36 protein-coding genes are annotated in these 23,662 nt (G+C 61.9%); all 36 read left to right on the forward strand.

Features of this window, described 5'->3' with window-relative positions; all coding sequences use genetic code 11:
- A partial coding sequence (locus RIF85_RS07500; RefSeq protein WP_309071294.1) for a hypothetical protein occupies positions 1-303 on the forward strand: 303 nt, incomplete at its 5' end.
- A gap of 367 nt (positions 304-670) precedes the next feature.
- Positions 671-1,045 (forward strand): 30S ribosomal protein S12, encoded by a 375-nt coding sequence (gene rpsL, locus RIF85_RS07505; protein WP_026545668.1) that lies wholly within the window; start codon positions 671-673, stop codon positions 1,043-1,045.
- 1 nt (position 1,046) lies between these two features.
- Positions 1,047-1,517: a 30S ribosomal protein S7 gene (gene rpsG, locus RIF85_RS07510; RefSeq protein ID WP_026545667.1), complete on the forward strand. Its 471-nt coding sequence runs from the start codon at positions 1,047-1,049 to the stop codon at positions 1,515-1,517.
- An 83-nt stretch (positions 1,518-1,600) separates the two neighbouring features.
- A complete protein-coding gene (gene fusA, locus RIF85_RS07515; protein WP_309071295.1) occupies positions 1,601-3,715 on the forward strand; it encodes an elongation factor G in 2,115 nt (704 codons plus the stop codon).
- 121 nt (positions 3,716-3,836) lie between these two features.
- Positions 3,837-5,027, forward strand: a complete 1,191-nt coding sequence (gene tuf / locus RIF85_RS07520) for an elongation factor Tu (RefSeq protein WP_309071296.1) — start codon at positions 3,837-3,839, stop codon at positions 5,025-5,027.
- Between the two features lie 72 nt (positions 5,028-5,099).
- Complete coding sequence (locus tag RIF85_RS07525) at positions 5,100-5,702, forward strand: hypothetical protein (RefSeq protein ID WP_309071297.1); 603 nt, start codon at positions 5,100-5,102, stop codon at positions 5,700-5,702.
- A 400-nt stretch (positions 5,703-6,102) separates the two neighbouring features.
- A complete protein-coding gene (rpsJ, locus tag RIF85_RS07530; protein ID WP_003803825.1) occupies positions 6,103-6,411 on the forward strand; it encodes a 30S ribosomal protein S10 in 309 nt (102 codons plus the stop codon).
- A 16-nt stretch (positions 6,412-6,427) separates the two neighbouring features.
- Positions 6,428-7,084 (forward strand): 50S ribosomal protein L3, encoded by a 657-nt coding sequence (gene rplC / locus RIF85_RS07535; RefSeq protein WP_309071298.1) that lies wholly within the window; start codon positions 6,428-6,430, stop codon positions 7,082-7,084.
- A gap of 2 nt (positions 7,085-7,086) precedes the next feature.
- Positions 7,087-7,752, forward strand: a complete 666-nt coding sequence (gene rplD / locus RIF85_RS07540) for a 50S ribosomal protein L4 (RefSeq protein ID WP_309071299.1) — start codon at positions 7,087-7,089, stop codon at positions 7,750-7,752.
- Positions 7,749-8,054, forward strand: a complete 306-nt coding sequence (gene rplW / locus RIF85_RS07545; protein WP_309071300.1) for a 50S ribosomal protein L23 — start codon at positions 7,749-7,751, stop codon at positions 8,052-8,054. The genes rplD and rplW overlap by 4 nt, the downstream gene beginning before the upstream one ends.
- A 31-nt stretch (positions 8,055-8,085) precedes the next feature.
- Entirely contained in the window at positions 8,086-8,925 is an 840-nt protein-coding gene (gene rplB, locus RIF85_RS07550; RefSeq protein WP_309071301.1) for a 50S ribosomal protein L2, read from the forward strand.
- A gap of 12 nt (positions 8,926-8,937) precedes the next feature.
- Complete coding sequence (rpsS, locus tag RIF85_RS07555) at positions 8,938-9,219, forward strand: 30S ribosomal protein S19 (protein WP_011692805.1); 282 nt, start codon at positions 8,938-8,940, stop codon at positions 9,217-9,219.
- Between the two features lie 39 nt (positions 9,220-9,258).
- The gene (gene rplV, locus RIF85_RS07560; RefSeq protein WP_026545659.1) at positions 9,259-9,624 is read left to right on the forward strand and encodes a 50S ribosomal protein L22; all 366 of its coding nucleotides are present in this window, start codon (positions 9,259-9,261) and stop codon (positions 9,622-9,624) included.
- Positions 9,625-10,467, forward strand: a complete 843-nt coding sequence (gene rpsC, locus RIF85_RS07565; RefSeq protein WP_309071302.1) for a 30S ribosomal protein S3 — start codon at positions 9,625-9,627, stop codon at positions 10,465-10,467.
- Positions 10,468-10,884, forward strand: a complete 417-nt coding sequence (gene rplP / locus RIF85_RS07570; protein ID WP_026545657.1) for a 50S ribosomal protein L16 — start codon at positions 10,468-10,470, stop codon at positions 10,882-10,884.
- 2 nt (positions 10,885-10,886) lie between these two features.
- Entirely contained in the window at positions 10,887-11,234 is a 348-nt protein-coding gene (gene rpmC, locus RIF85_RS07575; RefSeq protein WP_309071303.1) for a 50S ribosomal protein L29, read from the forward strand.
- On the forward strand, positions 11,231-11,524 hold the full coding sequence (rpsQ, locus tag RIF85_RS07580) for a 30S ribosomal protein S17 (protein ID WP_309071304.1): 294 nt from the start codon (positions 11,231-11,233) through the stop codon (positions 11,522-11,524). Before rpmC ends, rpsQ begins: the two co-directional genes overlap by 4 nt.
- Before the next feature lie 326 nt (positions 11,525-11,850).
- A complete protein-coding gene (gene rplN, locus RIF85_RS07585) occupies positions 11,851-12,219 on the forward strand; it encodes a 50S ribosomal protein L14 (protein WP_026545654.1) in 369 nt (122 codons plus the stop codon).
- A gap of 2 nt (positions 12,220-12,221) precedes the next feature.
- Complete coding sequence (gene rplX / locus RIF85_RS07590; RefSeq protein ID WP_309071305.1) at positions 12,222-12,599, forward strand: 50S ribosomal protein L24; 378 nt, start codon at positions 12,222-12,224, stop codon at positions 12,597-12,599.
- Positions 12,599-13,174: a 50S ribosomal protein L5 gene (rplE, locus tag RIF85_RS07595; RefSeq protein ID WP_309071306.1), complete on the forward strand. Its 576-nt coding sequence runs from the start codon at positions 12,599-12,601 to the stop codon at positions 13,172-13,174. Before rplX ends, rplE begins: the two co-directional genes overlap by 1 nt.
- Positions 13,175-13,265: 91 nt before the next feature.
- A complete protein-coding gene (gene rpsH / locus RIF85_RS07600) occupies positions 13,266-13,664 on the forward strand; it encodes a 30S ribosomal protein S8 (protein ID WP_167994165.1) in 399 nt (132 codons plus the stop codon).
- 20 nt (positions 13,665-13,684) lie between these two features.
- Positions 13,685-14,221: a 50S ribosomal protein L6 gene (gene rplF / locus RIF85_RS07605; RefSeq protein WP_309071307.1), complete on the forward strand. Its 537-nt coding sequence runs from the start codon at positions 13,685-13,687 to the stop codon at positions 14,219-14,221.
- 2 nt (positions 14,222-14,223) lie between these two features.
- Positions 14,224-14,607, forward strand: coding sequence for a 50S ribosomal protein L18 (rplR, locus tag RIF85_RS07610; RefSeq protein WP_309071308.1), 384 nt, complete (start codon positions 14,224-14,226; stop codon positions 14,605-14,607).
- 29 nt (positions 14,608-14,636) lie between these two features.
- Positions 14,637-15,335, forward strand: coding sequence for a 30S ribosomal protein S5 (gene rpsE / locus RIF85_RS07615; RefSeq protein WP_309071318.1), 699 nt, complete (start codon positions 14,637-14,639; stop codon positions 15,333-15,335).
- A complete protein-coding gene (rpmD, locus tag RIF85_RS07620) occupies positions 15,335-15,547 on the forward strand; it encodes a 50S ribosomal protein L30 (protein ID WP_309071309.1) in 213 nt (70 codons plus the stop codon). Before rpsE ends, rpmD begins: the two co-directional genes overlap by 1 nt.
- Complete coding sequence (rplO, locus tag RIF85_RS07625) at positions 15,547-16,095, forward strand: 50S ribosomal protein L15 (protein ID WP_309071310.1); 549 nt, start codon at positions 15,547-15,549, stop codon at positions 16,093-16,095. Before rpmD ends, rplO begins: the two co-directional genes overlap by 1 nt.
- A 259-nt stretch (positions 16,096-16,354) precedes the next feature.
- Complete coding sequence (gene secY, locus RIF85_RS07630) at positions 16,355-17,668, forward strand: preprotein translocase subunit SecY (protein ID WP_309071311.1); 1,314 nt, start codon at positions 16,355-16,357, stop codon at positions 17,666-17,668.
- Complete coding sequence (locus RIF85_RS07635; RefSeq protein WP_309071312.1) at positions 17,665-18,237, forward strand: adenylate kinase; 573 nt, start codon at positions 17,665-17,667, stop codon at positions 18,235-18,237. Before secY ends, RIF85_RS07635 begins: the two co-directional genes overlap by 4 nt.
- A gap of 2 nt (positions 18,238-18,239) precedes the next feature.
- Positions 18,240-19,067 carry a type I methionyl aminopeptidase gene (gene map, locus RIF85_RS07640; RefSeq protein WP_309071313.1) on the forward strand — a complete coding sequence of 276 codons (828 nt, stop codon included), beginning with the start codon at positions 18,240-18,242 and terminating at the stop codon, positions 19,065-19,067.
- 280 nt (positions 19,068-19,347) lie between these two features.
- A complete protein-coding gene (infA, locus tag RIF85_RS07645; protein ID WP_019481515.1) occupies positions 19,348-19,569 on the forward strand; it encodes a translation initiation factor IF-1 in 222 nt (73 codons plus the stop codon).
- Positions 19,570-19,656: 87 nt separating this feature from the next.
- Entirely contained in the window at positions 19,657-19,770 is a 114-nt protein-coding gene (rpmJ, locus tag RIF85_RS07650; protein ID WP_024475611.1) for a 50S ribosomal protein L36, read from the forward strand.
- A gap of 164 nt (positions 19,771-19,934) precedes the next feature.
- Positions 19,935-20,312, forward strand: a complete 378-nt coding sequence (gene rpsM / locus RIF85_RS07655; protein ID WP_309071314.1) for a 30S ribosomal protein S13 — start codon at positions 19,935-19,937, stop codon at positions 20,310-20,312.
- 52 nt (positions 20,313-20,364) lie between these two features.
- The gene (gene rpsK, locus RIF85_RS07660) at positions 20,365-20,766 is read left to right on the forward strand and encodes a 30S ribosomal protein S11 (protein WP_026545640.1); all 402 of its coding nucleotides are present in this window, start codon (positions 20,365-20,367) and stop codon (positions 20,764-20,766) included.
- Between the two features lie 155 nt (positions 20,767-20,921).
- Entirely contained in the window at positions 20,922-21,932 is a 1,011-nt protein-coding gene (locus RIF85_RS07665; protein WP_309071315.1) for a DNA-directed RNA polymerase subunit alpha, read from the forward strand.
- A gap of 65 nt (positions 21,933-21,997) precedes the next feature.
- Positions 21,998-22,612: a 50S ribosomal protein L17 gene (gene rplQ / locus RIF85_RS07670; RefSeq protein WP_309071316.1), complete on the forward strand. Its 615-nt coding sequence runs from the start codon at positions 21,998-22,000 to the stop codon at positions 22,610-22,612.
- 25 nt (positions 22,613-22,637) lie between these two features.
- On the forward strand, positions 22,638-23,567 hold the full coding sequence (locus RIF85_RS07675) for a tRNA pseudouridine synthase A (RefSeq protein WP_375164833.1): 930 nt from the start codon (positions 22,638-22,640) through the stop codon (positions 23,565-23,567).
- Positions 23,568-23,662 lie beyond the last annotated feature (95 nt).

Genomic DNA, 23,662 nt, shown 5'->3' on the forward strand with positions numbered 1-23,662 from the left:
TCGGCCGCTTCCTTCCAGGAGACCACGCGTGTCCTCACGCAGGCCGCCATGGAAGGCAAGAGCGATCCGCTGCTCGGCCTCAAGGAGAACGTCATCATCGGTAAGCTCATCCCGGCCGGTACCGGCCTGGACCGCTACACGAAGATCACGGTCGAGCCCACCGAGGAAGCCAAGGCCAACCTGTTCACCGGTCCGAGCGCGTTCAGCGACTTCGACTACGCAGGTGTCGACGGCGGACTCAGCCCCGAGTTCCACGCCATCCCGCTGGATGACTACGACATGGGGTCGGGCGACTTCCGCTGAGTAGCCCGATAGGCAGTTCACGCTGCTGACTTTGGAGGGGCCCGGACCGCAGTTTGCGAACTGCAGTCCGGGCCCCTCCGGCGTCCCTCTACCATGCCGGCAAAGCCGAAGGCCGCAATCTGGTAGACTTGTGTGGAATTGTTTGTGTGGCAGTGGATTGGCGTCTCTTCGGACGTATCTCCGTGTTGTAGGGAACTTGTACAACGAATGCCACATTTTTGCACGCCTACGGTCGTTTTGCTTACGTCCTCAGTAGGCACGCCAAGCGACTGACAAGCTCTGATCCGTTGTTCACGGCCATGTGCCGGGAGTGCGGCGCGGAGTCAGCAGAGATCTGATCTCAAGACAACATACGGAGAACTGAGAAGTGCCTACCATTAACCAGCTGGTCCGCAAGGGCCGGTCACCTAAGGTCTCCAAGACCAAGGCGCCCGCACTGAAGGGCAGCCCCATGAAGCGCGGTGTCTGCACCCGTGTTTACACCACCACCCCGAAGAAGCCGAACTCGGCTCTGCGGAAGGTTGCCCGTGTTCGCCTCAACGGCGGCATCGAAGTAACTGCCTACATCCCGGGCGTCGGCCACAACCTCCAGGAGCACTCCATCGTGCTCGTGCGCGGCGGTCGTGTGAAGGACCTCCCCGGTGTGCGTTACAAGATCGTCCGTGGCGCACTGGATACCCAGGGCGTGAAGAACCGCAAGCAGGCTCGCAGCCGCTACGGCGCAAAGATGGAGAAGAAGTAATATGCCTCGTAAGGGCCCGGCCCCGAAGCGGCCGCTCGTTGTAGATCCCGTTTACGGTTCCCCTCTGGTCACGCAGCTGATCAACAAGGTGCTCGTCGACGGCAAGAAGTCCACCGCTGAGCGCATCGTCTATGGTGCACTCGAAGGTGCCCGCGCCAAGACCGGGGGAGATCCGGTTGCAGCGCTCAAGAAGGCTATGGACAACGTCAAGCCGACCCTCGAGGTTCGCTCCCGCCGTGTTGGTGGCGCCACCTACCAGGTGCCCGTCGAGGTCAAGCCGGGCCGTTCCACGGCCCTCGCCCTCCGCTGGCTGGTCGGTTACTCGAAGGCTCGCCGCGAGAAGACCATGACCGAGCGTCTCCAGAACGAGATCCTCGATGCTTCGAACGGTCTCGGTGCCGCTGTGAAGCGTCGCGAAGACACGCACAAGATGGCCGAGTCCAACAAGGCCTTCGCTCACTACCGCTGGTAATCGCGCTGCCGGTCCTGATCTCCGTAATGCGGGGCGAGGGGCCGGCGGTCCAGTAGAACTCCATCTTAGAAAAGGGAGACACCGTGGCACAGGACGTGCTTACCGACCTCAACAAGGTCCGCAATATCGGCATCATGGCCCACATTGATGCCGGCAAGACCACTACTACCGAGCGCATCCTGTTCTACACGGGTGTAAACCACAAGATCGGCGAGACCCACGACGGCGCCTCGACGACTGACTGGATGGAACAGGAAAAGGAACGCGGCATCACCATCACCAGCGCCGCGGTGACCTGCTTCTGGGAGCAGAACCAGATCAACATCATCGACACCCCCGGTCACGTTGACTTCACCGTTGAGGTAGAGCGCTCACTGCGCGTCCTCGACGGCGCAGTTGCAGTGTTCGACGGCAAGGAGGGCGTTGAGCCCCAGTCCGAGACCGTCTGGCGCCAGGCCGACAAGTACGAAGTTCCCCGCATCTGCTTCGTCAACAAGATGGACAAGCTGGGCGCTGACTTCTACTTCACCGTAGACACGATCATCAGCCGCCTCGGTGCAAAGCCGCTGGTCATGCAGCTGCCGATCGGTGCCGAGAACGACTTCGTCGGCGTCGTCGACCTGCTCTACATGCGCGCACTCGTGTGGCCCGGTGACTCCAAGGGTGACGTGACCATGGGCGCCAAGTACGAGGTCCAGGAGATCCCCGCTGACCTCCAGGCCAAGGCTGAGGAATACCGTGCAGCCCTGGTTGAGGCGGTTGCTGAGTCCTCTGACGAGCTGATGAACAAGTACCTCGAGGGCGAAGAGCCCACCATCGAGGAACTCAAGGCCGGCATCCGCAAGATGACGATCAACTCGGAGATCTACCCTGTTCTCTGTGGTTCCGCGTTCAAGAACCGCGGCGTGCAGCCGATGCTCGATGCTGTCATCGACTACCTGCCCTCCCCGCTGGACGTTCCGGCCATGGTTGGTCACGATCCCCGCAACGAGGAAACCGAGCTGACCCGCAAGCCCAGCACGGAGGAGCCTTTCTCGGCCCTCGCGTTCAAGGTCGCAACCCACCCGTTCTTCGGTCAGCTGACCTTCATCCGGGTCTACTCCGGACATGTCACTGCCGGCACGCAGGTTGTGAACTCCACCAAGGGCAAGAAGGAGCGCATCGGAAAGCTCTTCCAGATGCACGCCAACAAGGAAATCCCTGTTGAGGAAGCCTTCGCCGGACACATCTACGCTGCGATCGGCCTGAAGGACACCACCACCGGTGACACCCTGTCCGACGCTTCGGACCAGATCGTCCTCGAGTCGATGAGCTTCCCGGAGCCCGTCATCTCTGTTGCGATCGAGCCCAAGACCAAGGGTGACCAGGAGAAGCTGTCCACGGCTATCCAGAAGCTCTCGGCTGAGGATCCCACCTTCCAGGTTTCCCTCAACGAGGACACCGGCCAGACCATCATCGCCGGCATGGGTGAGCTCCACCTGGACATCCTGGTGGACCGCATGCGCCGCGAGTTCAAGGTTGAGGCAAACGTCGGCAAGCCTCAGGTTGCCTACCGCGAGACCATCCGCGGTACGGTCCAGAAGCACGATTACACCCACAAGAAGCAGACGGGTGGATCCGGACAGTTCGCGAAGATCCAGATCATGATCGAGCCCATGGACACGTCCGAAGGCGAGCTGTACGCCTTCGAGAACAAGGTCACCGGTGGCCGTGTTCCGCGTGAGTACATCCCCAGTGTCGACGCCGGCATCCAGGATGCCCTCAACGACGGCATTCTGGCTGGGTACCCGGTGGTCGGCATCAAGGCAACGCTGCTCGACGGCGCTTACCACGATGTTGACTCCTCCGAAATGGCCTTCAAGATCGCCGGTCGCATGGCGTTCAAGGAGGCGGCCCGCATGGCAAAGCCCGTGCTGCTCGAACCGCTGATGGAGGTGGAAGTCCGCACGCCCGAGGAGTACATGGGTGATGTGATCGGCGACCTCAACTCCCGCCGCGGCCAGATGCAGTCCATGGAGGACGCGAGCGGTGTCAAGGTTATCCGTGCGCACGTGCCGCTGTCCGGCATGTTCGGATACATCGGTGACCTTCGCTCGAAGACTCAGGGCCGCGCCGTCTACTCAATGCAGTTCGACAGCTACTCTGAGGTCCCGAAGGCAGTAGCCGACGAGATCATCCAGAAGACCCGCGGAGAGTAACCCCGGCTCGTCCGGACCGTAATTTCACCAAAATAAAAGCCCCCAGTAGACTTGCATGAGTTTCAGCCGCGAAAAGCGTGGCTGGGGAGTAAGTCTTCTAAAAACGTTCTAGGAGGAACCCGTGGCGAAGGCAAAGTTCGAGCGGACTAAGCCGCACGTTAACATCGGCACCATTGGTCACGTTGACCATGGAAAGACCACGTTGACGGCTGCCATTTCCAAGGTGCTGTACGACAAGTACCCCACCCTCAACGAGCAGCGTGACTTCGCGTCGATCGACTCGGCCCCCGAGGAGAAGCAGCGCGGCATCACCATCAACATCTCGCACGTTGAGTACCAGACCGAGAAGCGTCACTACGCACACGTCGACGCTCCCGGTCACGCTGACTACATCAAGAACATGATCACCGGTGCGGCTCAGATGGATGGCGCCATCCTCGTTGTTGCCGCTACCGATGGTCCGATGGCCCAGACCCGCGAGCACGTTCTGCTCGCCCGCCAGGTTGGTGTTCCCTACCTGCTGGTCGCGCTGAACAAGTCCGACATGGTCGACGACGAGGAACTGCTTGACCTCGTTGAAATGGAAGTTCGTGAGCTCCTGAGCTCGCAGGGCTTCGATGGTGACGACGCTCCCGTGGTTCGCGTCTCCGGCCTGAAGGCCCTCGAGGGTGACCCCGAGTGGGTCAAGTCCGTTGAGGACCTGATGGAAGCCGTTGACAACAACGTTCCTGACCCGGTTCGCGACAAGGACAAGCCGTTCCTCATGCCTGTTGAGGACGTCTTCACCATCACCGGCCGTGGAACCGTTGTTACGGGCCGCGCCGAGCGTGGAACCCTCGCCATCAACTCTGAGGTCGAGATCGTCGGCATCCGCCCGGTCCAGAAGACCACGGTTACCGGTATCGAGATGTTCCACAAGCAGCTCGACGAGGCTTGGGCCGGCGAGAACTGTGGTCTGCTGCTCCGCGGTATCAAGCGCGAAGACGTAGAGCGTGGCCAGGTTATCGTCAAGCCGGGTTCGATCACCCCGCACACCGACTTCGAGGCCAACGTCTACATCCTGGCCAAGGACGAGGGCGGTCGTCACAACCCGTTCTACTCCAACTACCGTCCGCAGTTCTACTTCCGTACCACGGACGTGACCGGTGTCATCACCCTCCCCGAGGGCACCGAAATGGTCATGCCCGGCGACAACACTGAGATGACCGTTGAGCTCATCCAGCCGATCGCTATGGAAGAGGGCCTCGGCTTCGCTATCCGCGAAGGCGGCCGCACCGTTGGATCAGGTCGCGTTACCAAGATCATCAAGTAGTTCCTGACTACTTCGCAAAGCCCCGCTGCGTCAGCGCAGCGGGGCTTTCGCCTTTTAACGTAGAGTGAGGCGGTGCAAATTTACTCGAGCATTCCACTCCAGCGCGGCTGGCAGATCCTGACCGACCTTCTTGCGGTCGCCGCCGTCGTCGTTGCCTGGCTTTTCTCGCGTGCGACCTTTGAAGCTATTACCGGACTCGCGGTGTTCGGTCGGGGCATGGAGGATGCCGGCAGCGGATTCCGGAGCACCATGAGTGATGCTGCTGAAAGCATCGGGGGAGTACCCGTGATCGGCGACGAGGCAAGTGCCCCCTTCCTGAATGCTGCGGAAGCCGGAGGGTTCCTCATCGATGCCGGCCAGGACCAGCAGAATTCGGTGGCTCAGGCAGCAACGGTGGTGGGATGGGCCATCTTCCTTCTTCCGGTTCTCATTCTTATCCCGATGTGGCTGGTTCCCCGCGTGCAGTTCGTTGTCCGGTCTACTCGGGCGCGGCGGCTGCATGGTGAAGACGGCGGCAGGGAGCTCCTGGCGTTGCGGGCGCTGGTGCTGGCGAAACCCGCCCAGTTGCGGAAGGTCTCCGAAGACCCGGTACGTGCCTGGCGCGAAGGTGATCCGGCGGCCCTGGACGGTCTGGCGCAGCTTGCTCTGCGACGCGAAGGTGTACGGGCCAGATAGCATCAACGCGGCGTGTCGGCAAGCTAACACGAGGCCGGATTCGCATTGTGCTTCATAATCTGGCAGACTAGTTGAGTTGTTCAAGCGCCTTTGCGCGCGGTTTGAGCTGTAGTCCCGGTCAGGATAATGCCTGACGCAGGGTCGCATCCACCGCGGAATCTGGCCCAAATATAACCCACCCCAATCCAATAGCTCGGATTACTGCGGAATTCTTCGCACTCTTATGTGAAAGATACGCGACACGCCCGAGCGCGGGGGTCGGAGCCTCAGCAGGGTGAGGAACCCGGAACTATCCGGATTCAGTCTGTTGGAGGAGCGCCACAGCAACGGGCGCATGCAAGTAGCCAGGAGCGTCACCGCACGGTGTCGTTCTTCATGACAGAGAGAGAGTCGAGACGCCATGGCGGGACAAAAGATCCGCATCCGGCTGAAGTCGTATGACCACGAGGTCATTGACGTTTCAGCTCGGAAGATCGTTGAGACGGTGACGCGCGCAGGCGCGACGGTAGTTGGCCCTGTGCCGCTGCCGACGGAAAAGAACGTTTACTGCGTTATCCGGTCGCCGCACAAGTACAAGGACAGCCGCGAGCACTTCGAAATGCGCACGCACAAGCGTCTGATCGACATCATTGACCCCACGCCCAAGGCCGTCGACTCGCTCATGCGCCTCGACCTTCCCGCGGACGTGAACATCGAGATCAAGCTGTAAGGGAGAGAAGATAACTATGTCTACTTCGCTTACGCGCCAGGTCAAGGGACTGCTTGCTACCAAGCTCGGCATGACCCAGGTCTGGGATGAAAACAACCGCCTCGTTCCGGTAACCGTCCTGCAGGCTGACTCCAACGTCATCACGCAGCTGCGCACCGCTGATGCCGATGGCTACAGCGCTGTGCAGATCGGCTTCGGCCAGATCGATCCGCGCAAGGTCACCAAGCCGCTCGCCGGTCACTTCGAGAAGGCCGGCGTCACGCCGCGCCGCCACGTCGTTGAGCTGCGCACGTCTGACGTCGACTCCTACTCGCTCGGCCAGGAACTCTCCGTTGAGCTGTTCGAAGCCGGCCAGCAGGTCGACGTCATCGGCAAGACCAAGGGTAAGGGCTTTGCAGGCGTCATGAAGCGTCACGGCTTCTCCGGCGTCGGTGCTTCCCACGGTGCGCACAAGAACCACCGCAAGCCCGGCTCGATCGGTGGAGCATCCACCCCCAGCCGCGTCTTCAAGGGCATGCGTATGGCAGGCCGTATGGGCGCCGTTCGCCAGACCACACTGAACCTCACCGTTCACGCTGTGGACGTCGAGAAGTCGCTGCTGCTGATCAAGGGTGCCGTCCCCGGTGCCCGCGGACAGGTCGTACTCGTACGCACCGCCGTGAAGGGAGCATAGTCATGGCTACGAACACTGAAGCCAACACTGTGAGCGTTGATCTCCCCGCCGAGATCTTCGACGTACAGACCAACGTTCCGCTGCTGCACCAGGTCGTCGTGGCTCAGCTTGCTGCTGCCCGCCAGGGTACGCACAAGACCAAGACACGCGCTGAGGTCAGCGGAGCCGGTCGCAAGCCGTTCAAGCAGAAGGGCACCGGCCGCGCTCGTCAGGGCTCGATCCGCGCTCCTCACATGACCGGTGGCGGCATCGTTCACGGACCCACCCCCCGTGACTACAGCCAGCGCACCCCCAAGAAGATGAAGGCAGCCGCCCTGCGCGGTGCCCTCTCCGACCGGGCACGCAACGGACGCATCCATGTCATCGAGTCCCTGGTTGGTGGCGAGAAGCCGTCGACCAAGGCTGCAATGGCTACCCTGCGCTCCGTCTCCGAGCGTCCCAACCTGCTCGTCGTCATCGAGCGTTCAAACGACATGGCCGCACTCTCCGTGCGCAACCTCGTCGAGGTCCACACGATCTACGTGGACCAGTTGAACACCTACGACGTGCTCGTATCCGACGACGTGATCTTCACGAAGGCCGCTTACGACGCATTCGTCGGTTCGGCTGGGAGCGAGGATGTTGCCGCTGACTCCGTCGCGACTACAACTGAGGAGGACGCCAAGTGAGTGGCTCCATCGCAAAGGATCCCCGCGACGTCGTCATTGCGCCCGTCGTGTCGGAGAAGAGCTACGGCCTGATCGACGAAGGCAAGTACACCTTCCTGGTCGACCCGCGCTCCAACAAGACCGAGATCAAGCTCGCCGTGGAGAAAATCTTCTCCGTCAAGGTCGACTCGATCAACACCATCAACCGTGCCGGTAAGCGCAAGCGCACCAAATTCGGATGGGGACAGCGCAAGGACACCAAGCGCGCAATCGTCACCCTCAAAGAAGGCACGATCGACATCTTCGGCGGTCCGCTCAGCTAGAGCGGAGACCACTTTAACGAGGAACTGAAAAATGGCAATCCTTAAGTACAAGCCGACAACACCGGGCCGTCGTGGCTCGAGCGTTGCCGACTTCGCAGAAATCACACGGTCGACGCCGGAGAAATCCCTGGTGCGTCCGCTCCCCAAAAAGGGCGGCCGTAACAACACCGGTAAGATCACCACCCGTCACAAGGGTGGTGGACACAAGCGTCAGTACCGTCTCATCGACTTCCGTCGCCACGACAAGGACGGCGTAAACGCCCGCGTTGCTGAGATCGAATACGATCCCAACCGCACCGCGCGCATCGCGCTCCTGCACTACGTTGATGGAACCAAGCGCTACATCATCGCGCCGAACAAGCTGAAGCAGGGCGACTTCGTTGAGGCCGGCCCCGGTGCCGACATCAAGCCCGGCAACAACCTGCCGATGCGCAACATCCCCGTGGGTACCGTTATCCACGCGGTGGAGCTGCGTCCCGGTGGCGGTGCCAAGATGGCCCGCTCCGCTGGTGCTTCGGTACAGCTCGTCGCCAAGGAAGGCCGTTTCGCGCAGCTTCGCCTGCCGTCCGGTGAAATCCGCAACGTTGACGTGCGCTGCCGCGCAACCATCGGCGAGGTCGGCAACGCCGAGCAGTCGAACATCAACTGGGGCAAGGCAGGCCGCATGCGCTGGAAGGGCGTTCGCCCGACCGTCCGCGGTGTCGCCATGAACCCGGTTGACCACCCGCACGGTGGTGGTGAAGGCAAGACTTCCGGTGGACGTCACCCCGTCAACCCGAACGGTAAGGCCGAAGGCCGTACCCGCCGTCCCAACAAGGAAAGCGACTCGCTCATTGTGCGTCGCCGTCGTTCCGGCAAGAACAAGCGATAGGAGCCTGGAAACATGCCACGCAGCCTGAAGAAAGGCCCCTTCGTCGATCAGCACCTGTTCGTCAAGGTGGACCGCGAGAACGAGAAGGGCACCAAGAACGTCATCAAGACGTGGTCCCGCCGTTCCATGATCATCCCGGACATGCTCGGCCACACGATTGCCGTGCACGATGGGCGCAAGCACATTCCGGTGTTTGTCACCGAGTCGATGGTCGGGCACAAGCTCGGCGAATTCGCTCCCACGCGGACATTCCGCGGCCATGTTAAGGACGACCGCAAGGGCAAGCGCCGCTAAGGCGCCTGTTTCTACGGCTAAGACGAGAGAAGGAAAGCAATGGAAGCCAAGGCTATTGCGCGTCATCTGCGCGTAACGCCTATGAAGGCCCGGCGCGTCGTCAACCTTGTTCGTGGTAAGCAAGCGAATGAGGCTCTGGCAATCCTGAAGTTTGCCCCCCAGGCAGCTTCGGAGCCGGTATTCAAGGTAGTTCAGTCGGCAGTTGCAAACGCCCGTGTCCTCGCGGACCGCGACGGCGTTGCATTCGACGAAGGCGACCTCATCATCAGCGAAGCATACGTCGATGAAGGTCCCACGATGAAGCGGTTCCAGCCGCGTGCCCAGGGCCGCGCCTACCGCATCAACAAGCGGACCAGCCACGTCACTGTTGTTGTCGCTACCCCTGAGAAAGTGGAGGACCGCTAAGTGGGACAGAAAGTAAACCCGCACGGGTTCCGACTCGGCATCACCACTGACCACAGGTCACACTGGTTTGCTGACAGCAACAAGCCCGGCCAGCGCTACAAGGACTTCGTCCGCGAGGACGTCAAGATCCGCCAGCTCATGTCCACGGGCATGGACCGCGCCGGCATCGCCAAGGTAGAGATCGAGCGCACCCGCGACCGTGTCCGCGTGGACATCCACACGGCACGTCCGGGCATCGTCATCGGTCGCCGCGGCGCCGAGGCAGACCGCATCCGCGGGGAGCTCGAGAAGCTCACCGGCAAGCAGGTTCAGCTGAACATCCTCGAGGTCAAGAACCCCGAGATCGAAGCACAGCTTGTTGCCCAGGGCATCGCTGAGCAGCTCTCTTCGCGTGTGGCTTTCCGCCGCGCCATGAAGAAGGCCATGCAGTCGGCACAGCGTGCCGGTGCCAAGGGTATCCGCGTACAGTGCTCCGGCCGCCTCGGCGGCGCTGAGATGAGCCGTTCGGAGTTCTACCGCGAAGGCCGTGTGCCCCTGCACACCCTCCGTGCGAACATCGACTACGGCTTCTTCGAGGCCAAGACCACCTTCGGCCGCATCGGCGTGAAGGTATGGATCTACAAGGGCGACGTCACCGCCAAGGAACTGGCTGCCCAGGCAGCTGCTGCGCCGTCGCGCGGACGTGGCGGGGATCGCCCCGGTCGCGGCCCTGCCGGCGCCGACCGTGGTGACCGCCGTCGTCGTAATGCCGACCGCGCTCCCGGCCAGGGTGAGGCTACCGCCGCTCCCGCCGAGTCCGCACCGGCTGAGTCCGCTGCTGCAGCGGAAGGAGGACAGGCTTAAATGCTTATCCCACGTCGAGTAAAGTTCCGCAAGCAGCACCACCCCGGTCGTTCGGGCGCTGCTACCGGCGGCACGCAGGTCAGCTTCGGTGAGTGGGGTATCCAGGCTCTGAGCCCGGCATACGTCACCAACCGCCAGATCGAATCTGCGCGTATTGCAATGACCCGTCACATCAAGCGTGGCGGAAAGGTGTGGATCAACATCTACCCGGACCGTCCGCTGACCAAGAAGCCTGCTGAAACCCGTATGGGTTCCGGTAAGGGTTCCCCTGAGTGGTGGGTAGCCAACGTCAAGCCGGGCCGTGTTCTTTTCGAACTCTCCGGTGTCAATGAAGAGGTAGCTCGCGAGGCCCTGCGCCTGGCGATCCACAAGCTGCCGTTGAAGGCACGTATCGTGCGTCGTGAGGGTGGTGAATAGTCATGGCACTCGGTTCAAAGGAACTGGCAACCGACCAGCTGGATGGGTTCGATAAGGACCGTCTGGTGGAGGAACTCGCCAAGGCTAAGGAAGAGCTGTTCAACCTGCGCTTCCAGTCAGCCACCGGTCAGCTTGAAAACCACGGTCGCCTGCGCGCTGTGAAGCGGGATATCGCCCGCATCTACACCGTGCTGCGTGAGCGCGAGCTGGGAATTCGGCCCGACGTCGTTGCCCCGGTAGAAGAAGCAAAGACTGAAAAGGCCGGCAAGAAATCGAAGGGTTCCAAGGCTGCCTCCACGAAGGACGAAAAGTCCGTGGAAACACAGGCTTCTGAGGAGGATGCCAAATGAGTGAAGAGAAGAATGAGGCTGCAGTACTGGAGTCCTCAAAGCGCGGTTACCGCAAGACCCGCCGCGGCTACGTCGTCTCCGACAAAATGGAGAAGACCATCGTCGTCGAGGTTGAGGACCGCGTAAAGCACGGCCTCTACGGCAAGGTCATCCGCCGCACCTCGAAGGTCAAGGCCCATGACGAGCAGAACACCGCTGGTGTCGGCGACATGGTCCTGATCAGCGAGACCCGCCCGCTGTCCGCTACCAAGCGGTGGCGTCTGGTCGAGGTCATCGAGAAGGCCAAGTAAACCCTCGTTCACACGAGTCGTTTCACACCGAGCAGTCCCTCGTTCCGACAGGAGCGGGGGACTGCTTGCTTTTAAATCCGTGCTAGGATATTGAGTTTGTGTGGTGCCTTCCGTGCGCCATTCTGAAACCTCGTAAACAATCGTGCTCCGGCATAGTACTTCCCTGCGCCCCGCGCTTGGGAGGCAAATGCCTCGGGCACGGGCGTTTAGGCCCTCCACTGGCAAAATCCAGGTGGGTCCAGAGACACCCCGATCAACCGTTCCGCAAGGCTCATTCCGTATGCAGTATTTCGGTCTGAGAACCAGCGCGACGCAAGGAGTAAATAGTGATTCAGCAGGAGTCACGACTCAAGGTCGCCGACAACACTGGTGCTAAGGAAATCCTTACCATTCGTGTTCTCGGCGGTTCCGGACGTCGTTACGCAGGAATTGGTGACGTCATTGTCGCCACCGTCAAAGACGCTATCCCAGGTGGAAACGTCAAGAAGGGCGATGTGGTCAAGGCCGTCATCGTCCGCACCAAGAAGGAACGCCGCCGTGCGGATGGTTCCTACATCAAGTTCGACGAGAACGCAGCTGTCATCCTCAAGGGCGACGGCGATCCTCGTGGTACCCGCATCTTCGGCCCGGTCGGTCGCGAACTCCGCGACAAGCGCTTCATGAAGATCATTTCACTGGCTCCGGAGGTGCTGTAGTCATGGCTCAGACCCGTTCGAAGCTGAAGATCAAGAAGGGTGACCTCGTTCAGGTCATCACCGGCGCCAAGCAGGATCGCGGCGGAGACCGCGGCAAGCAGGGCAAGGTCCTCAAGGTATTCCCTGAGAGCAACCGTGTACTGGTCGAGGGCATCAACCGCATCACGAAGCACACCAAGGTCGGACAGTCGCAGCGCGGCACCAAGACCGGTGGCATCGAGACCGTTGAGGCCTCAATCCACATCAGTAACGTCGCAGTGGTAGACCCGGAGACCAAGAAGCCCACCCGTGTCGGCTACCGCACCGAAACCGTGGAGCGGGACGGCCGTGAGCGCACGGTCCGCATCCGCGTCGCCAAGGCATCAGGGAAGGATCTGTAATGACTGCTGAAGCCGTAGAAACAAAGATCACCCCCCGCCTGAAGACCCGCTACGCATCCGAGATCAAGTCGGCGCTGCTGGAGGAATTCAACTACAGCAACGTCAACCAGGTTCCCCGGCTCGTCAAGGTCGTTGTGAACATGGGTGTCGGAGATGCCGCCAAGGACTCCAAGCTCATCGACGGTGCGGTCCGCGACCTCACCCAGATCACCGGCCAGAAGCCGCAGGTCACCAAGGCACGCAAGTCCATCGCGCAGTTCAAGCTCCGCGAAGGCATGCCGATCGGTGCGCACGCCACGCTGCGCGGAGACCGCATGTGGGAATTCGTTGATCGCCTGGTCACGCTGGCACTGCCCCGTATCCGCGACTTCCGCGGCCTCAACGGGCGCCAGTTCGACGGCAACGGCAACTACACCTTCGGCCTCACGGAGCAGTCCATGTTCCACGAGATCGACCAGGACAAGATTGACCGTGTCCGCGGCATGGACATCACCGTTGTGACCACCGCCAAGACCGATGACGAAGGCCGCGCACTGCTCAAGGCGCTCGGCTTCCCGTTCAAATCCGAAGACTAATCAACTACGTTGCAGGTCCGTTCCGCGACGGCCAGCTGATGCTGGACTTCGCCGGAGACCGGAAACCGTTACGAGGAAGGGCTAGAGCCCAATGACAATGACAGATCCAGTTGCAGACATGCTTACGCGTCTCCGCAACGCCAACTCGGCATATCACGACACCGTGTCCATGCCATACAGCAAGCTGAAGGCACGCGTTGCCGACATCCTGAAGGCCGAAGGCTACATCGCCGGCTGGAAGGAAGAAGAGGCTGAGGTAGGCAAGAAGCTCACCATCGACCTCAAGTTCGGTCCCGACCGTCAGCGCTCCATCGCGGGCATCCGGCGCATCTCCAAGCCCGGTCTGCGCGTGTACGCAAAGTCCACCAACCTGCCGCACGTTCTGGGCGGGCTGGGCATCGCCATCCTGTCCACGTCCTCCGGTCTGCTCACAGACCGCCAGGCAGCCAAGAAGGGTGTAGGTGGGGAAGTCCTCGCCTACGTCTGGTAGCGGGAAAGGGAAAGAGAAACATGTCACGTATTGGACGTCTCCCCATCACCGTGCCTGCAGGCGTAGAGGTCAAGGTCGACGGCAATGTTGTATCCGTCAAGGGTTCCAAGGGCGAGCTGAGCCACACTGTAGCCAGCCCGATCCAGGTTTCGCTTGAGGAAAGCACCATCACCGTCTCCCGCCCGAATGACGAGCGCGAAGCGCGTTCGCTGCACGGCCTGACCCGCACCCTGATCTCCAACATGATCGTTGGAGTTACCGAGGGCTACAAGAAGAACCTCGAGATCGTCGGCACCGGTTACCGTGTGCAGGCCAAGGGTTCCGACCTGGAGTTCGCGCTGGGCTACAGCCACCCTGTACCCGTCAAGGCACCGGAAGGCATCACGCTGACCGTAGACAGCCCCACCAAGGTTTCTGTCTCCGGCATCAACAAGCAGCAGGTCGGCGAAGTTGCTGCGAACATCCGCAAGCTGCGCCGTCCGGATCCCTATAAGGGCAAGGGCATCCGCTATGCGGGCGAAGTTATTCGCCGCAAGGTCGGAAAGGCTGGTAAGTAACCATGACACTGAGCATCAACAAGAAGCGCACGTCGAAGAGCAAGTCCGCCCAGCGCGGACGCCGTCACCTTCGCGTCCGCAAGCGCATCACCGGTACCGCTGTTCGCCCCCGCCTGGTGGTCAATCGTTCAGCCCGTCACGTATTCGTGCAGGTTGTCGACGACACCAAGGGCATCACCGTTGCATCGGCGTCGACCCTCGAGGCCGACCTGCGTTCGTTCGACGGTGACAAGACTGCCAAGGCCAAGCGCGTTGGCGAGCTCGTCGCTGAGCGGGCAAAGGCTGCAGGCATTGAGGCAGTCGTCTTCGACCGTGGTGGTAACAAGTACCACGGCCGGGTTGCCGCAATCGCAGACGGCGCACGTGAAGGTGGGCTGGCACTGTGACCGAGCAGAACAACGCAAAGGAAGCCTCATTGAACACCGCAAAGGCTGAGCAGCCTGCAACTGACGCTCCCGCGGCTGAGTCCACCGAGACGGCGTCGGCAACCGACGGCCGCGGCGGACGTCGTGGAGAGCGCGGCGGACGCGATGGCGGCCGTGGCGGTCGCGATGGCGGCCGTGGCGGACGTGACGGCGGCCGCGGCGACGACAAGGACAAGTTCGTAGAGCGCGTCGTGTCGATCAACCGTGTCGCGAAGGTCGTCAAGGGCGGCCGTCGCTTCAGCTTCACCGCACTCGTTGTTGTCGGCGACGGCAACGGCATGGTCGGCGTGGGCTACGGCAAGGCCAAGGAAGTTCCCTCGGCTATCTCCAAGGCAGTCGAGGAAGCCAAGAAGTCCTTCTTCAAGGTTCCCCGCATCGGCGGCACCGTTCCCCACCTGGTTCAGGGTGAGGCAGCGGCCGGCGTCGTGCTCCTGCGTCCGGCATCGCCGGGTACCGGTGTAATCGCCGGTGGTCCTGTGCGCGCCGTACTGGAATGCGTCGGTATCCACGACGTTCTCTCCAAGTCGCTGGGTTCCTCCAACGCCATCAACATTGTTCACGCAACCGTTGACGCGCTGAAGCGGCTCGAAGAGCCTCAGGCAGTGGCTGCACGCCGCGGCCTGCCGCTGGACGAGGTTGCCTCAACATCGATGCTGCGCGCAATGCAGGATCAGAAGGCAGGTGCGTAATGGCAACTCCGAAGCGTCTGGTTGCCAGCTCCGCAAAGCTGGAAATCACACAGATCAAGTCCGTCATCGGCGGTAAGCAGAACCAGCGGGACACCCTTCGTTCACTCGGCCTGAAGCGGATCGGACACACCGTTGTCCGCAACGCTGACGAGGTGACCGTAGGCATGGTCAACACGGTTCCGCACCTCGTGAAGGTTGAGGAGGCCAAGTAATGGCAGAGAAGAAGACGGTGGAGGAATCCACCGAGACGAAGCCGGCCCGCAAGCCTGCTGCCAAGGCTGCTGCAGCTCAGGAAACTACTGAGAGCACGCCTCGCGTCCACGCGCTGAAGGTACACCACCTTCGTCCCGCCCCCGGAGCCAAGACCGCCAAGACCCGCGTTGGTCGTGGTGAAGGCTCCAAGGGTAAGACCGCCGGCCGTGGTACCAAGGGCACCAAGGCACGCTACTCGGTCAAGGCAGGTTTCGCAGGCGGCCAGCTGCCGCTGCACATGCGCCTGCCGAAGCTGCGCGGCTTCAAGAACCCGTTCCGCGTTGAGTACCAGGTAGTCAACCTGGACAAGCTCAACGAGCTGTACCCCGAAGGCGGCGAGGTGTCGGTAGACAGCCTGATCGCCAAGGGCGCAGTGCGCAAGAACCAGCTCGTCAAGGTGCTGGGAACGGGCGACATCGCGGTCAAGGTGGACGTCAAGGTTCACGCCGTGTCCGCCAGCGCTGCCGAGAAGATCACCGCCGCAGGCGGTTCGGTCTCCGGCCTCTAGTTCCCAGCGTCGCTTTCCCGCCGTCGTCCGCCGGTTCGTCCTTTGGACAGCCTGACGACGACGGCGGGGGAGCCGACTGTGATCTAGCTCATGAAGCAACTAGACTCTTGGTGGGCCGGGATCCCCGGCTCGCCGGGAGTCTGTTTCGTTTAACAGGCTTCGTTTGATGCCCGGGTTCTCGCCTGCCCGGTTCCAGCCGTTAGACTCGGTTGGTGTGTATCGCCCGCGTAGGGCCACTAAGACTTAATCAGGAGGACGCTTGCTTAGCGCTATTGGCCGGGCTTTCCGGACGCCAGACTTGCGGCGCAAGCTGTTGTTCACGCTGGGAATCATCACCATCTTCCGTTTGGGTGCATTCATCCCGGCGCCCGGTGTTGACTACGGCAACGTGCAGCAGTGTTTGCAGCTCGGCAACACAGAGGGCGGCCTCTACCAGTTTGTGAACCTCTTCAGCGGCGGAGCCCTGCTACAGGTGTCCGTGTTCGCGCTGGGAATCATGCCCTACATCACGGCCAGCATCATCACCCAGCTGCTCCGAGTAGTTATCCCGCGCTTCCAGGAACTTCACCAGGAGGGTGCGCAGGGCCAGGCCAAGCTGACCCAGTACACGCGCTACCTGACCATCGCCCTTGGGCTCCTCAACGCCACGACGCTGGTGTCGCTGGCGCGGTCGGGTGCCTTGCTGGGCAATTGTCCGGTGCCGATCATCCCGGATGACAGCCTCATCACCATCATCCTCCTCATCATCACCCTCACGGCCGGTACCGGCCTGATCATGTGGCTGGGCGAGCTGATCACCGAGCGCGGCGTCGGAAACGGTATGTCGCTGCTCATCTTCACCGCCATCGCGGCCGGATTCCCCACCTCGCTGGGCGAGATCCTGCGCACCCAGGGCTGGAACGTGTTCATCGGAGTCCTGGTGATCGGCGTGTTCGTGGTCATGCTCGTGATCTTCGTCGAGCAGTCCCAACGCCGCATCCCGGTGCAGTACGCAAAGCGCATGATCGGCAGGCGCACCCTGGGCGGCAGCAGCACCTACATTCCGATCAAGGTCAACATGGCGGGCGTTATCCCCGTGATCTTCGCATCGTCGATGCTGTACCTGCCGTCGCTGATCGCGCAGTTCAACACCCCTACCGACGGCCAGACGCCGCCGCCGGAATGGGTCAACTGGATCACCACCTACCTCACCACCGGTGACCACCCCCTCTACATGGCGCTCTACTTCGCGATGATCGTGTTCTTCACGTACTTCTACGTGGCTATCACCTTCAACCCGGAGGAAGTCTCGGAGAACATGAAGAAGTACGGCGGCTTCATCCCGGGGATCCGGGCTGGGCGGCCCACGGCGGAGTACCTGCAGTACGTCCTGTCCCGCATCACCTTGCCCGGTGCGATCTACCTCGGCATTGTTGCGCTCATTCCGTTGATCGCGCTCGTAGCCATCAACGCGAACCAGAACTTCCCGTTCGGCGGAACCTCCATCCTCATCATGGTTGGCGTGGGTCTTGAGACGGTGAAGCAAATTGACGCGCAGCTGCAGCAGCGCCACTACGAAGGACTATTGCGATGACACGGATGCTCATCATTGGACCCCCCGGATCAGGCAAGGGAACCCAGGCAGCTCGTATCTCCGAGCGGCTCGGCGTTGTGGCCATCTCCACCGGCGACATCTTCCGCGAGAACGTCAAGAACGAGACGCCTTTGGGTATTGAGGCGAAGAAGTACATGGATGCCGGTGACTTCGTCCCGGACAGCGTCACCAACAACATGGTGCGCGCGCGCCTCAATGAGGACGACACCCTGGACGGTTTCCTGCTGGACGGGTATCCCCGTACGGCAGCACAGGTGACCGAGCTTGACGACATCCTGCAGGCGAACGACCTCGCACTCGACGTCGTACTCCAGCTCACTGCCGACGACGAGGAACTCGTTCGCCGGCTCCTGAACCGCGCACGGCTCGACGGCCGTTCGGATGACAACGAAGTTGTCATCCGGCACCGCCTTGACCTCTACCACGAGCAGACAGAGGCAGTCGTTTCCCAGTACGAGGCACGTGGCATCGTCACACGCGTAGACGGCATCGGCGCGATCGATGAGGTCACCGAGCGCGTCATGACCGCTCTGAAGGTCAGCCAGTAGTCGTGATGTTTCGTCAGCAGCGGGTCGAATACAAGTCGGCAGACCAGATCCGGATCATGCGCGAAGCGGGCCTTGTGCTTTCCGAGGCACTGGACCGTACGGTAGCCGCTGCCCGCGTGGGCGTGACCACCCGCCAGCTCGACGCTGTGTTCGCCGGTGTCCTCAAGGAGGCCGGCGCCACGTCGAACTTCCTCGGCTACCACGGCTTTCCCAACAGCATCTGCACTTCCGTGAACCATGAGGTGGTCCACGGCATCCCCGGTGACTACGTTTTGGAGGACGGCGACATCATCTCGATCGACGGCGGCGCTGTGGTTCGCGGCTGGCACTCCGACTCCGCGCGCACGGTCATTGTGGGTACGCCCCGGCCGGAGGACGTCCGTCTGTCGAAGGTTACCGAGGAAGCCATGTGGCGGGGGATCGCTGCTCTGGCCAACGGTAAGTACGTGGGCGATATCGGGGCAGCCATCGACGACTACGTGTCGTCGGTCGAGGGCCCGGAGCTTGGAATCCTGCAGGACTACGTTGGCCACGGCATTGGTACGCAGATGCACCAGTCCCCGGACGTGCTGAACTACCGCAGCAGCCACCGCGGTCCCAAGATCAAGCCGGGCCTCTGCCTGGCGATCGAACCGATGCTGGTTCAAGGCCGCCTGGAGACTTCTGTCCTGGAGGACGACTGGACTGTGGTCACCGTTGACGGCAAGCGCGCCTGCCAGTGGGAACACACCGTGGCAGTGCACGACGCCGGCATCTGGGTTCTCAGTGCAGCCGACGGCGGTGCGGCGAAGCTCGCGGAGCTGGGCGTCGTCGTCGTTCCGCTCGACTGAAGTAGCCGCATCCAGGTGCTCATCGGATGATCAAGTCAGCCCGCTTCCTGCAGAGGAGGCGGGCTGATTTAACTTATCGGGCGCCGTAGCGTAAAGTTGATTGCTGGTTGTCTCTACTCCTGCGCCCTTTCGCGCCCAACGTCGGTTCGGTCATTCTGTATGGAATTCATATGGAATGCTGTCCCGCCCGGTGTGCGCCGCAGATACGCGGTCAGTTCCGACAATCAAAACCCCAAGACCGTCCGCCCCGCAAGTGGCGGCACAGAAGTTAGCGGAGGATATGGCCAAGAAAGACGGTGTCATTGAGATTGAAGGCACTGTGAACGAGGCTCTGCCCAACGCGATGTTCCGCGTTGAGTTGGCCAACGGACACATTGTTCTAGCCCACATCTCGGGAAAGATGCGTCAGCACTACATTCGAATCCTCCCCGAGGACCGGGTGGTAGTGGAGCTTAGCCCTTACGACCTCACACGTGGTCGTATTGTCTACCGCTACAAGTAGACGGTTCTGAGTATTTAGTTCCGAGCCTCCCGGCCCACCGGACGCGGAGGCAACACTGCAACAACTGCAAGAACGCAAAGGAAAACCATGAAGGTACAGCCGAGCGTGAAGCGGATTTGCGACAAGTGCCAGGTGGTTCGCCGCAAGGGCAACGTACTCGTAATCTGCGAAAACCCGCGCCACAAGCAGCGCCAGGGCTGAATCCTCTTTTCGAGGGTCACCCACGCGTAGTAACACCACAATAAAAAAGCAGTGCAGGGCTTGTCCATGAGGCGAGTCCACACCCCCGGTACGGAGGCCGGGGACCGGAGCAATCCGGGTCGCACTGTTTCAGACCTCCGGTCATCAAAAGGAGAACCGCCACTATGGCACGTCTCGCTGGCGTAGACATCCCCCGCGAAAAGCGGGTAGTCATTGCGCTTACCTACATCTACGGCGTGGGCAAGACCCGTGCAGACCAGACGCTCGCCGAAACCGGGATTGACCCGAACACGCGCGTGAAGGATCTGACTGACGCTGAGCTCGTCCAGCTTCGCGATTACATCGAAGGCAACTACAAGGTCGAGGGTGACCTCCGCCGTGAGGTAGCTGCAGACATCCGCCGCAAGGTTGAGATCGGCAGCTACGAGGGTCTCCGGCACCGCCGCGGCCTTCCTGTGCGCGGACAGCGCACCAAGACCAACGCTCGTACCCGCAAGGGCCCGAAGCGCACCGTCGCAGGCAAGAAGAAGGCCGGACGCTGATTCAGCGCTCCACCCTCAACTCCCTCTTTTCTAAAACTTTGTAGGAGAAGTAATGCCCCCCAAGACTCGTGGAGCGGTGCGCAAGCCGCGTCGCAAGGACAAGAAGAATATCGCCTTCGGCCAGGCGCATATCAAGAGCACGTTCAACAACACCATCGTCTCGATCACGGACCCCAGCGGAGCAGTTATCTCCTGGGCTTCCGCTGGCGAGGTCGGATTCAAGGGCTCACGCAAGTCCACCCCTTACGCTGCGCAGACTGCTGCAGAGGCCGCTGCAAAGCGCGCCCAGGAGCACGGCGTGCGCAAGGTCGACGTTTTCGTGAAGGGTCCGGGATCCGGACGCGAGACCGCGATCCGTTCGCTGCAGGCTGCCGGCCTCGAGGTCGGATCCATCCAGGACGTCACCCCCAGCGCTCACAACGGCTGCCGCCCGCCGAAGCGCCGCCGCGTCTAGTAGCTTCCTTGGCTCCAGGTTCGCCCGTGCTCCATTCGGGGTGCGGGCGTACCTGGGGCTGACTGTCGTTTAGCTACTGAGTCCTGCTCTCTAGCTTTCCCTTTCCACCATTTGTGTTGCGTCATATAGCGGATGCTCCCTGAAAGGAAATGTAAGTGCTCATTGCACAGCGCCCCACCCTGACTGAAGAAGTAGTCGCCGACAACCGCTCGCGGTTCGTCATCGAACCGCTGGAGCCCGGTTTCGGCTACACCCTCGGCAACTCGCTGCGTCGCACGCTGCTGTCCTCGATTCCCGGAGCGGCTGTCACCAGCATCCGGATTGACGGCGTCCTGCACGAATTCACCACCGTTCCCGGTGTGAAGGAAGACGTCACCGAGATCATCCTGAACATCAAGAACCTCGCGGTGTCCTCCGAGCACGACGAGCCCGTGGTCGCCTACCTGCGCAAGCAGGGACCCGGCGTCGTGACCGCGGCTGACATTGCTCCTCCGGCAGGTGTGGAGTTCCACAACCCGGACCTGCACATCGCTACCCTGAACTCGAAGGGCAAGTTCGAGCTCGAACTGACCATCGAGCGTGGCCGTGGCTACGTGTCCGCTTCGCAGAACAAGTCCGGCGATTCCGAGATCGGCCGCATCCCGGTCGACTCCATCTACTCGCCGGTTCTCAAGGTGACTTTCCGCGTGGAAGCCACCCGTGTCGAGCAGCGCACCGACTTCGACCGCCTGATCGTCGACGTCGAAACCAAGGACGCCATCGCACCGCGCGACGCCGTTGCATCGGCCGGCACCACCCTGGTTGAACTGTTCGGCCTTGCCCGCGAGCTGAACACCGCCGCTGAAGGCATCGAGATCGGCCCGTCGCCAACTGACGCCGCCCTCGCCGCCGACATGGCCCTCCCGATCGAGGATCTCGAACTTACCGTTCGTTCCTACAACTGCCTCAAGCGTGAGGGCATCCACACCGTGGGTGAACTCGTTGCCCGCTCCGAGGCTGACCTGATGGACATCCGTAACTTCGGTGCCAAGTCCATCGATGAGGTCAAGGCAAAGCTGGTTGAGCTGGGTCTGTCCCTGAAGGATTCCCCTCCAGGATTCGACCTTGCAGCCCGCGCAGCTGCGATTGAAGAGGACGACGACGCCTACGGCGACGACGCTCTCTAAAACGTTAGAAACCTGGCGCCGCTAAGGATGCGGCCTCGGGCACATTTATGAGGAGATAACACATCATGCCCACACCCACAAAGGGCCCACGCCTCGGTGGCGGTCCGGCGCACGAGCGCCTGATGCTCGCCAACCTGGCCGCCTCGCTGTTCGAGCACAAGCGCATCACCACCACGGTGACCAAGGCAAAGCGGCTCCGCCCCTACGCTGAGCGCCTGATCACCTTCGCAAAGAAGGGCGACCTGGCTTCGCGTCGTCGTGTCCTGGCTGTCATCAGCAACAAGGGCGTCGTCCACGAGCTGTTCACCGACATCGCACCGGCTGTAGCCAACCGCGAGGGTGGCTACACCCGCATCACCAAGATCGGCAACCGTAAGGGCGACAACGCTCCCATGGCTGTCATCGAGCTGGTGCTTGAGGCTGTTTCCCCCAAGCAGGCCGTTGTCGCTGAGGCTTCGAAGGCTGCCGGCAACGCCGCTGCCCGCGATGCTGCAGCTGCTGCCCCGGTTGAGTCCGCAGATTCGCCTGAGTCGGCAGATTCGCCGGAGTCGGCAGAGTCCGCTCCTTCGGCTGACGAGGTTGCTGCTGAGGACACCACGGTAAGCGCCTCTGAGGGCGACGCCGAGGAAACCGTCGTCGTTGAAGAAGGCTCCGTGCCGGAGGAAGACGAGAAGAAGTAATTCTTCTGCTCCCTTCCTGAAGTACATGAACGAACAAATGCCCGTCACCCCGTCCGTGGGTGACGGGCATTTGCGTGTCCGGATAGATATTGCGTACGACGGCGGCCCCTTCTCCGGGTGGGCGGTTCAGCCCGGTCTGCCGACAGTCCAGGGCACGGTGGAGTCGGGGCTGGAGCTGCTGTTCCGGCGCCCGGTCCGGCTGACCGTCGCCGGACGGACCGACGCCGGCGTTCATGCCCGCGGTCAGGTTACTCACATAGATCTTGAGCCGGAGGAATGGTTCGCCCTGACCCGGGGCAAGGACATTGACCCCGCGCTTGCCCTGAAGCGGCGTCTGCAGGCCACCGTCAACCGCTTCCTTCCCCCGAGCGCCGCCGCGCGCACGGTATACGCGGGGAACCCGGCGTCGCCCGTCGTCGTGCGCGCCGTCAGCCTTGCTCCGGTGGGGTTCGACGCCCGCTTTTCTGCGCTGTGGCGCCGCTACAGCTACCGCATTGCCGACCGTTCCGAGCTGCAGGATCCGCTCAACCGCTCCACAGTGCTATGGCACTCCGAGGAGCTGGACGAGAGGCTCCTCAACGAAGGTGCCGGTGCGCTGCTCGGCCTGCAGGACTTCCTGGCCTTCTGCAAGCCGCGCGTCGGCGCTACGACGGTGCGTCAGCTGCAGCGGTTCGAGTTTGAACGCGAGCCGGACGGCATCCTCAGGGTGACCATCCAGGCCGATGCGTTCTGCCACAATATGGTGCGCGCCCTGATTGGGTCGGCTCTTCGCGTGGGAAGCGGTGAGGAACTGCCGCAGTGGCTGGGGGAGCGCCTGCGCTCACGGCGGAAGGACTCACGGTCCGTCCTCGCACCGGCGCACCCGCTGGTCCTGGAGGAAGTGCGCTACCCCGACGACGCCGCGGAGCTGGCTCTGCGGGCGGAACTCACCCGCGCGAAGCGGGACGGCGCTTAACACCACCGCGGCGAAGGCGAGCCCTTTCCCGGCTAGTTCTGTTCGGTCCTGGTCTGTTCCGAGCGGTGCAGGGGGAGCGTCACCGTGAAAGTGGT

The sequence above is a fragment of the Arthrobacter sp. genome, assembly GCF_031179385.1.
Lineage (GTDB): Bacteria > Actinomycetota > Actinomycetes > Actinomycetales > Micrococcaceae > Arthrobacter_D.

Bases quoted from the DNA above. Each gene is read 5' to 3' on its own strand.
- rpsG (WP_026545667.1), top strand. From the start codon at position 1,047: ATGCCTCGTAAGGGCCCGGCCCCGAAGCGGCCGCTCGTTGTAGATCCC.
- rpsJ (WP_003803825.1), top strand. From the start codon at position 6,103: ATGGCGGGACAAAAGATCCGCATCCGGCTGAAGTCGTATGACCACGAG.
- rplC (WP_309071298.1), top strand. From the start codon at position 6,428: ATGTCTACTTCGCTTACGCGCCAGGTCAAGGGACTGCTTGCTACCAAG.
- rplD (WP_309071299.1), top strand. From the start codon at position 7,087: ATGGCTACGAACACTGAAGCCAACACTGTGAGCGTTGATCTCCCCGCC.
- rplB (WP_309071301.1), top strand. From the start codon at position 8,086: ATGGCAATCCTTAAGTACAAGCCGACAACACCGGGCCGTCGTGGCTCG.
- rpsS (WP_011692805.1), top strand. From the start codon at position 8,938: ATGCCACGCAGCCTGAAGAAAGGCCCCTTCGTCGATCAGCACCTGTTC.
- rplV (WP_026545659.1), top strand. From the start codon at position 9,259: ATGGAAGCCAAGGCTATTGCGCGTCATCTGCGCGTAACGCCTATGAAG.
- rplP (WP_026545657.1), top strand. From the start codon at position 10,468: ATGCTTATCCCACGTCGAGTAAAGTTCCGCAAGCAGCACCACCCCGGT.
- rpmC (WP_309071303.1), top strand. From the start codon at position 10,887: ATGGCACTCGGTTCAAAGGAACTGGCAACCGACCAGCTGGATGGGTTC.
- rpsQ (WP_309071304.1), top strand. From the start codon at position 11,231: ATGAGTGAAGAGAAGAATGAGGCTGCAGTACTGGAGTCCTCAAAGCGC.
- rplX (WP_309071305.1), top strand. From the start codon at position 12,222: ATGGCTCAGACCCGTTCGAAGCTGAAGATCAAGAAGGGTGACCTCGTT.
- rplE (WP_309071306.1), top strand. From the start codon at position 12,599: ATGACTGCTGAAGCCGTAGAAACAAAGATCACCCCCCGCCTGAAGACC.
- rpsH (WP_167994165.1), top strand. From the start codon at position 13,266: ATGACAATGACAGATCCAGTTGCAGACATGCTTACGCGTCTCCGCAAC.
- rplF (WP_309071307.1), top strand. From the start codon at position 13,685: ATGTCACGTATTGGACGTCTCCCCATCACCGTGCCTGCAGGCGTAGAG.
- rplR (WP_309071308.1), top strand. From the start codon at position 14,224: ATGACACTGAGCATCAACAAGAAGCGCACGTCGAAGAGCAAGTCCGCC.
- rpmD (WP_309071309.1), top strand. From the start codon at position 15,335: ATGGCAACTCCGAAGCGTCTGGTTGCCAGCTCCGCAAAGCTGGAAATC.
- rplO (WP_309071310.1), top strand. From the start codon at position 15,547: ATGGCAGAGAAGAAGACGGTGGAGGAATCCACCGAGACGAAGCCGGCC.
- RIF85_RS07635 (WP_309071312.1), top strand. From the start codon at position 17,665: ATGACACGGATGCTCATCATTGGACCCCCCGGATCAGGCAAGGGAACC.
- infA (WP_019481515.1), top strand. From the start codon at position 19,348: ATGGCCAAGAAAGACGGTGTCATTGAGATTGAAGGCACTGTGAACGAG.
- rpmJ (WP_024475611.1), top strand. From the start codon at position 19,657: ATGAAGGTACAGCCGAGCGTGAAGCGGATTTGCGACAAGTGCCAGGTG.
- rpsM (WP_309071314.1), top strand. From the start codon at position 19,935: ATGGCACGTCTCGCTGGCGTAGACATCCCCCGCGAAAAGCGGGTAGTC.
- rpsK (WP_026545640.1), top strand. From the start codon at position 20,365: ATGCCCCCCAAGACTCGTGGAGCGGTGCGCAAGCCGCGTCGCAAGGAC.
- rplQ (WP_309071316.1), top strand. From the start codon at position 21,998: ATGCCCACACCCACAAAGGGCCCACGCCTCGGTGGCGGTCCGGCGCAC.
- RIF85_RS07675 (WP_375164833.1), top strand. From the start codon at position 22,638: ATGAACGAACAAATGCCCGTCACCCCGTCCGTGGGTGACGGGCATTTG.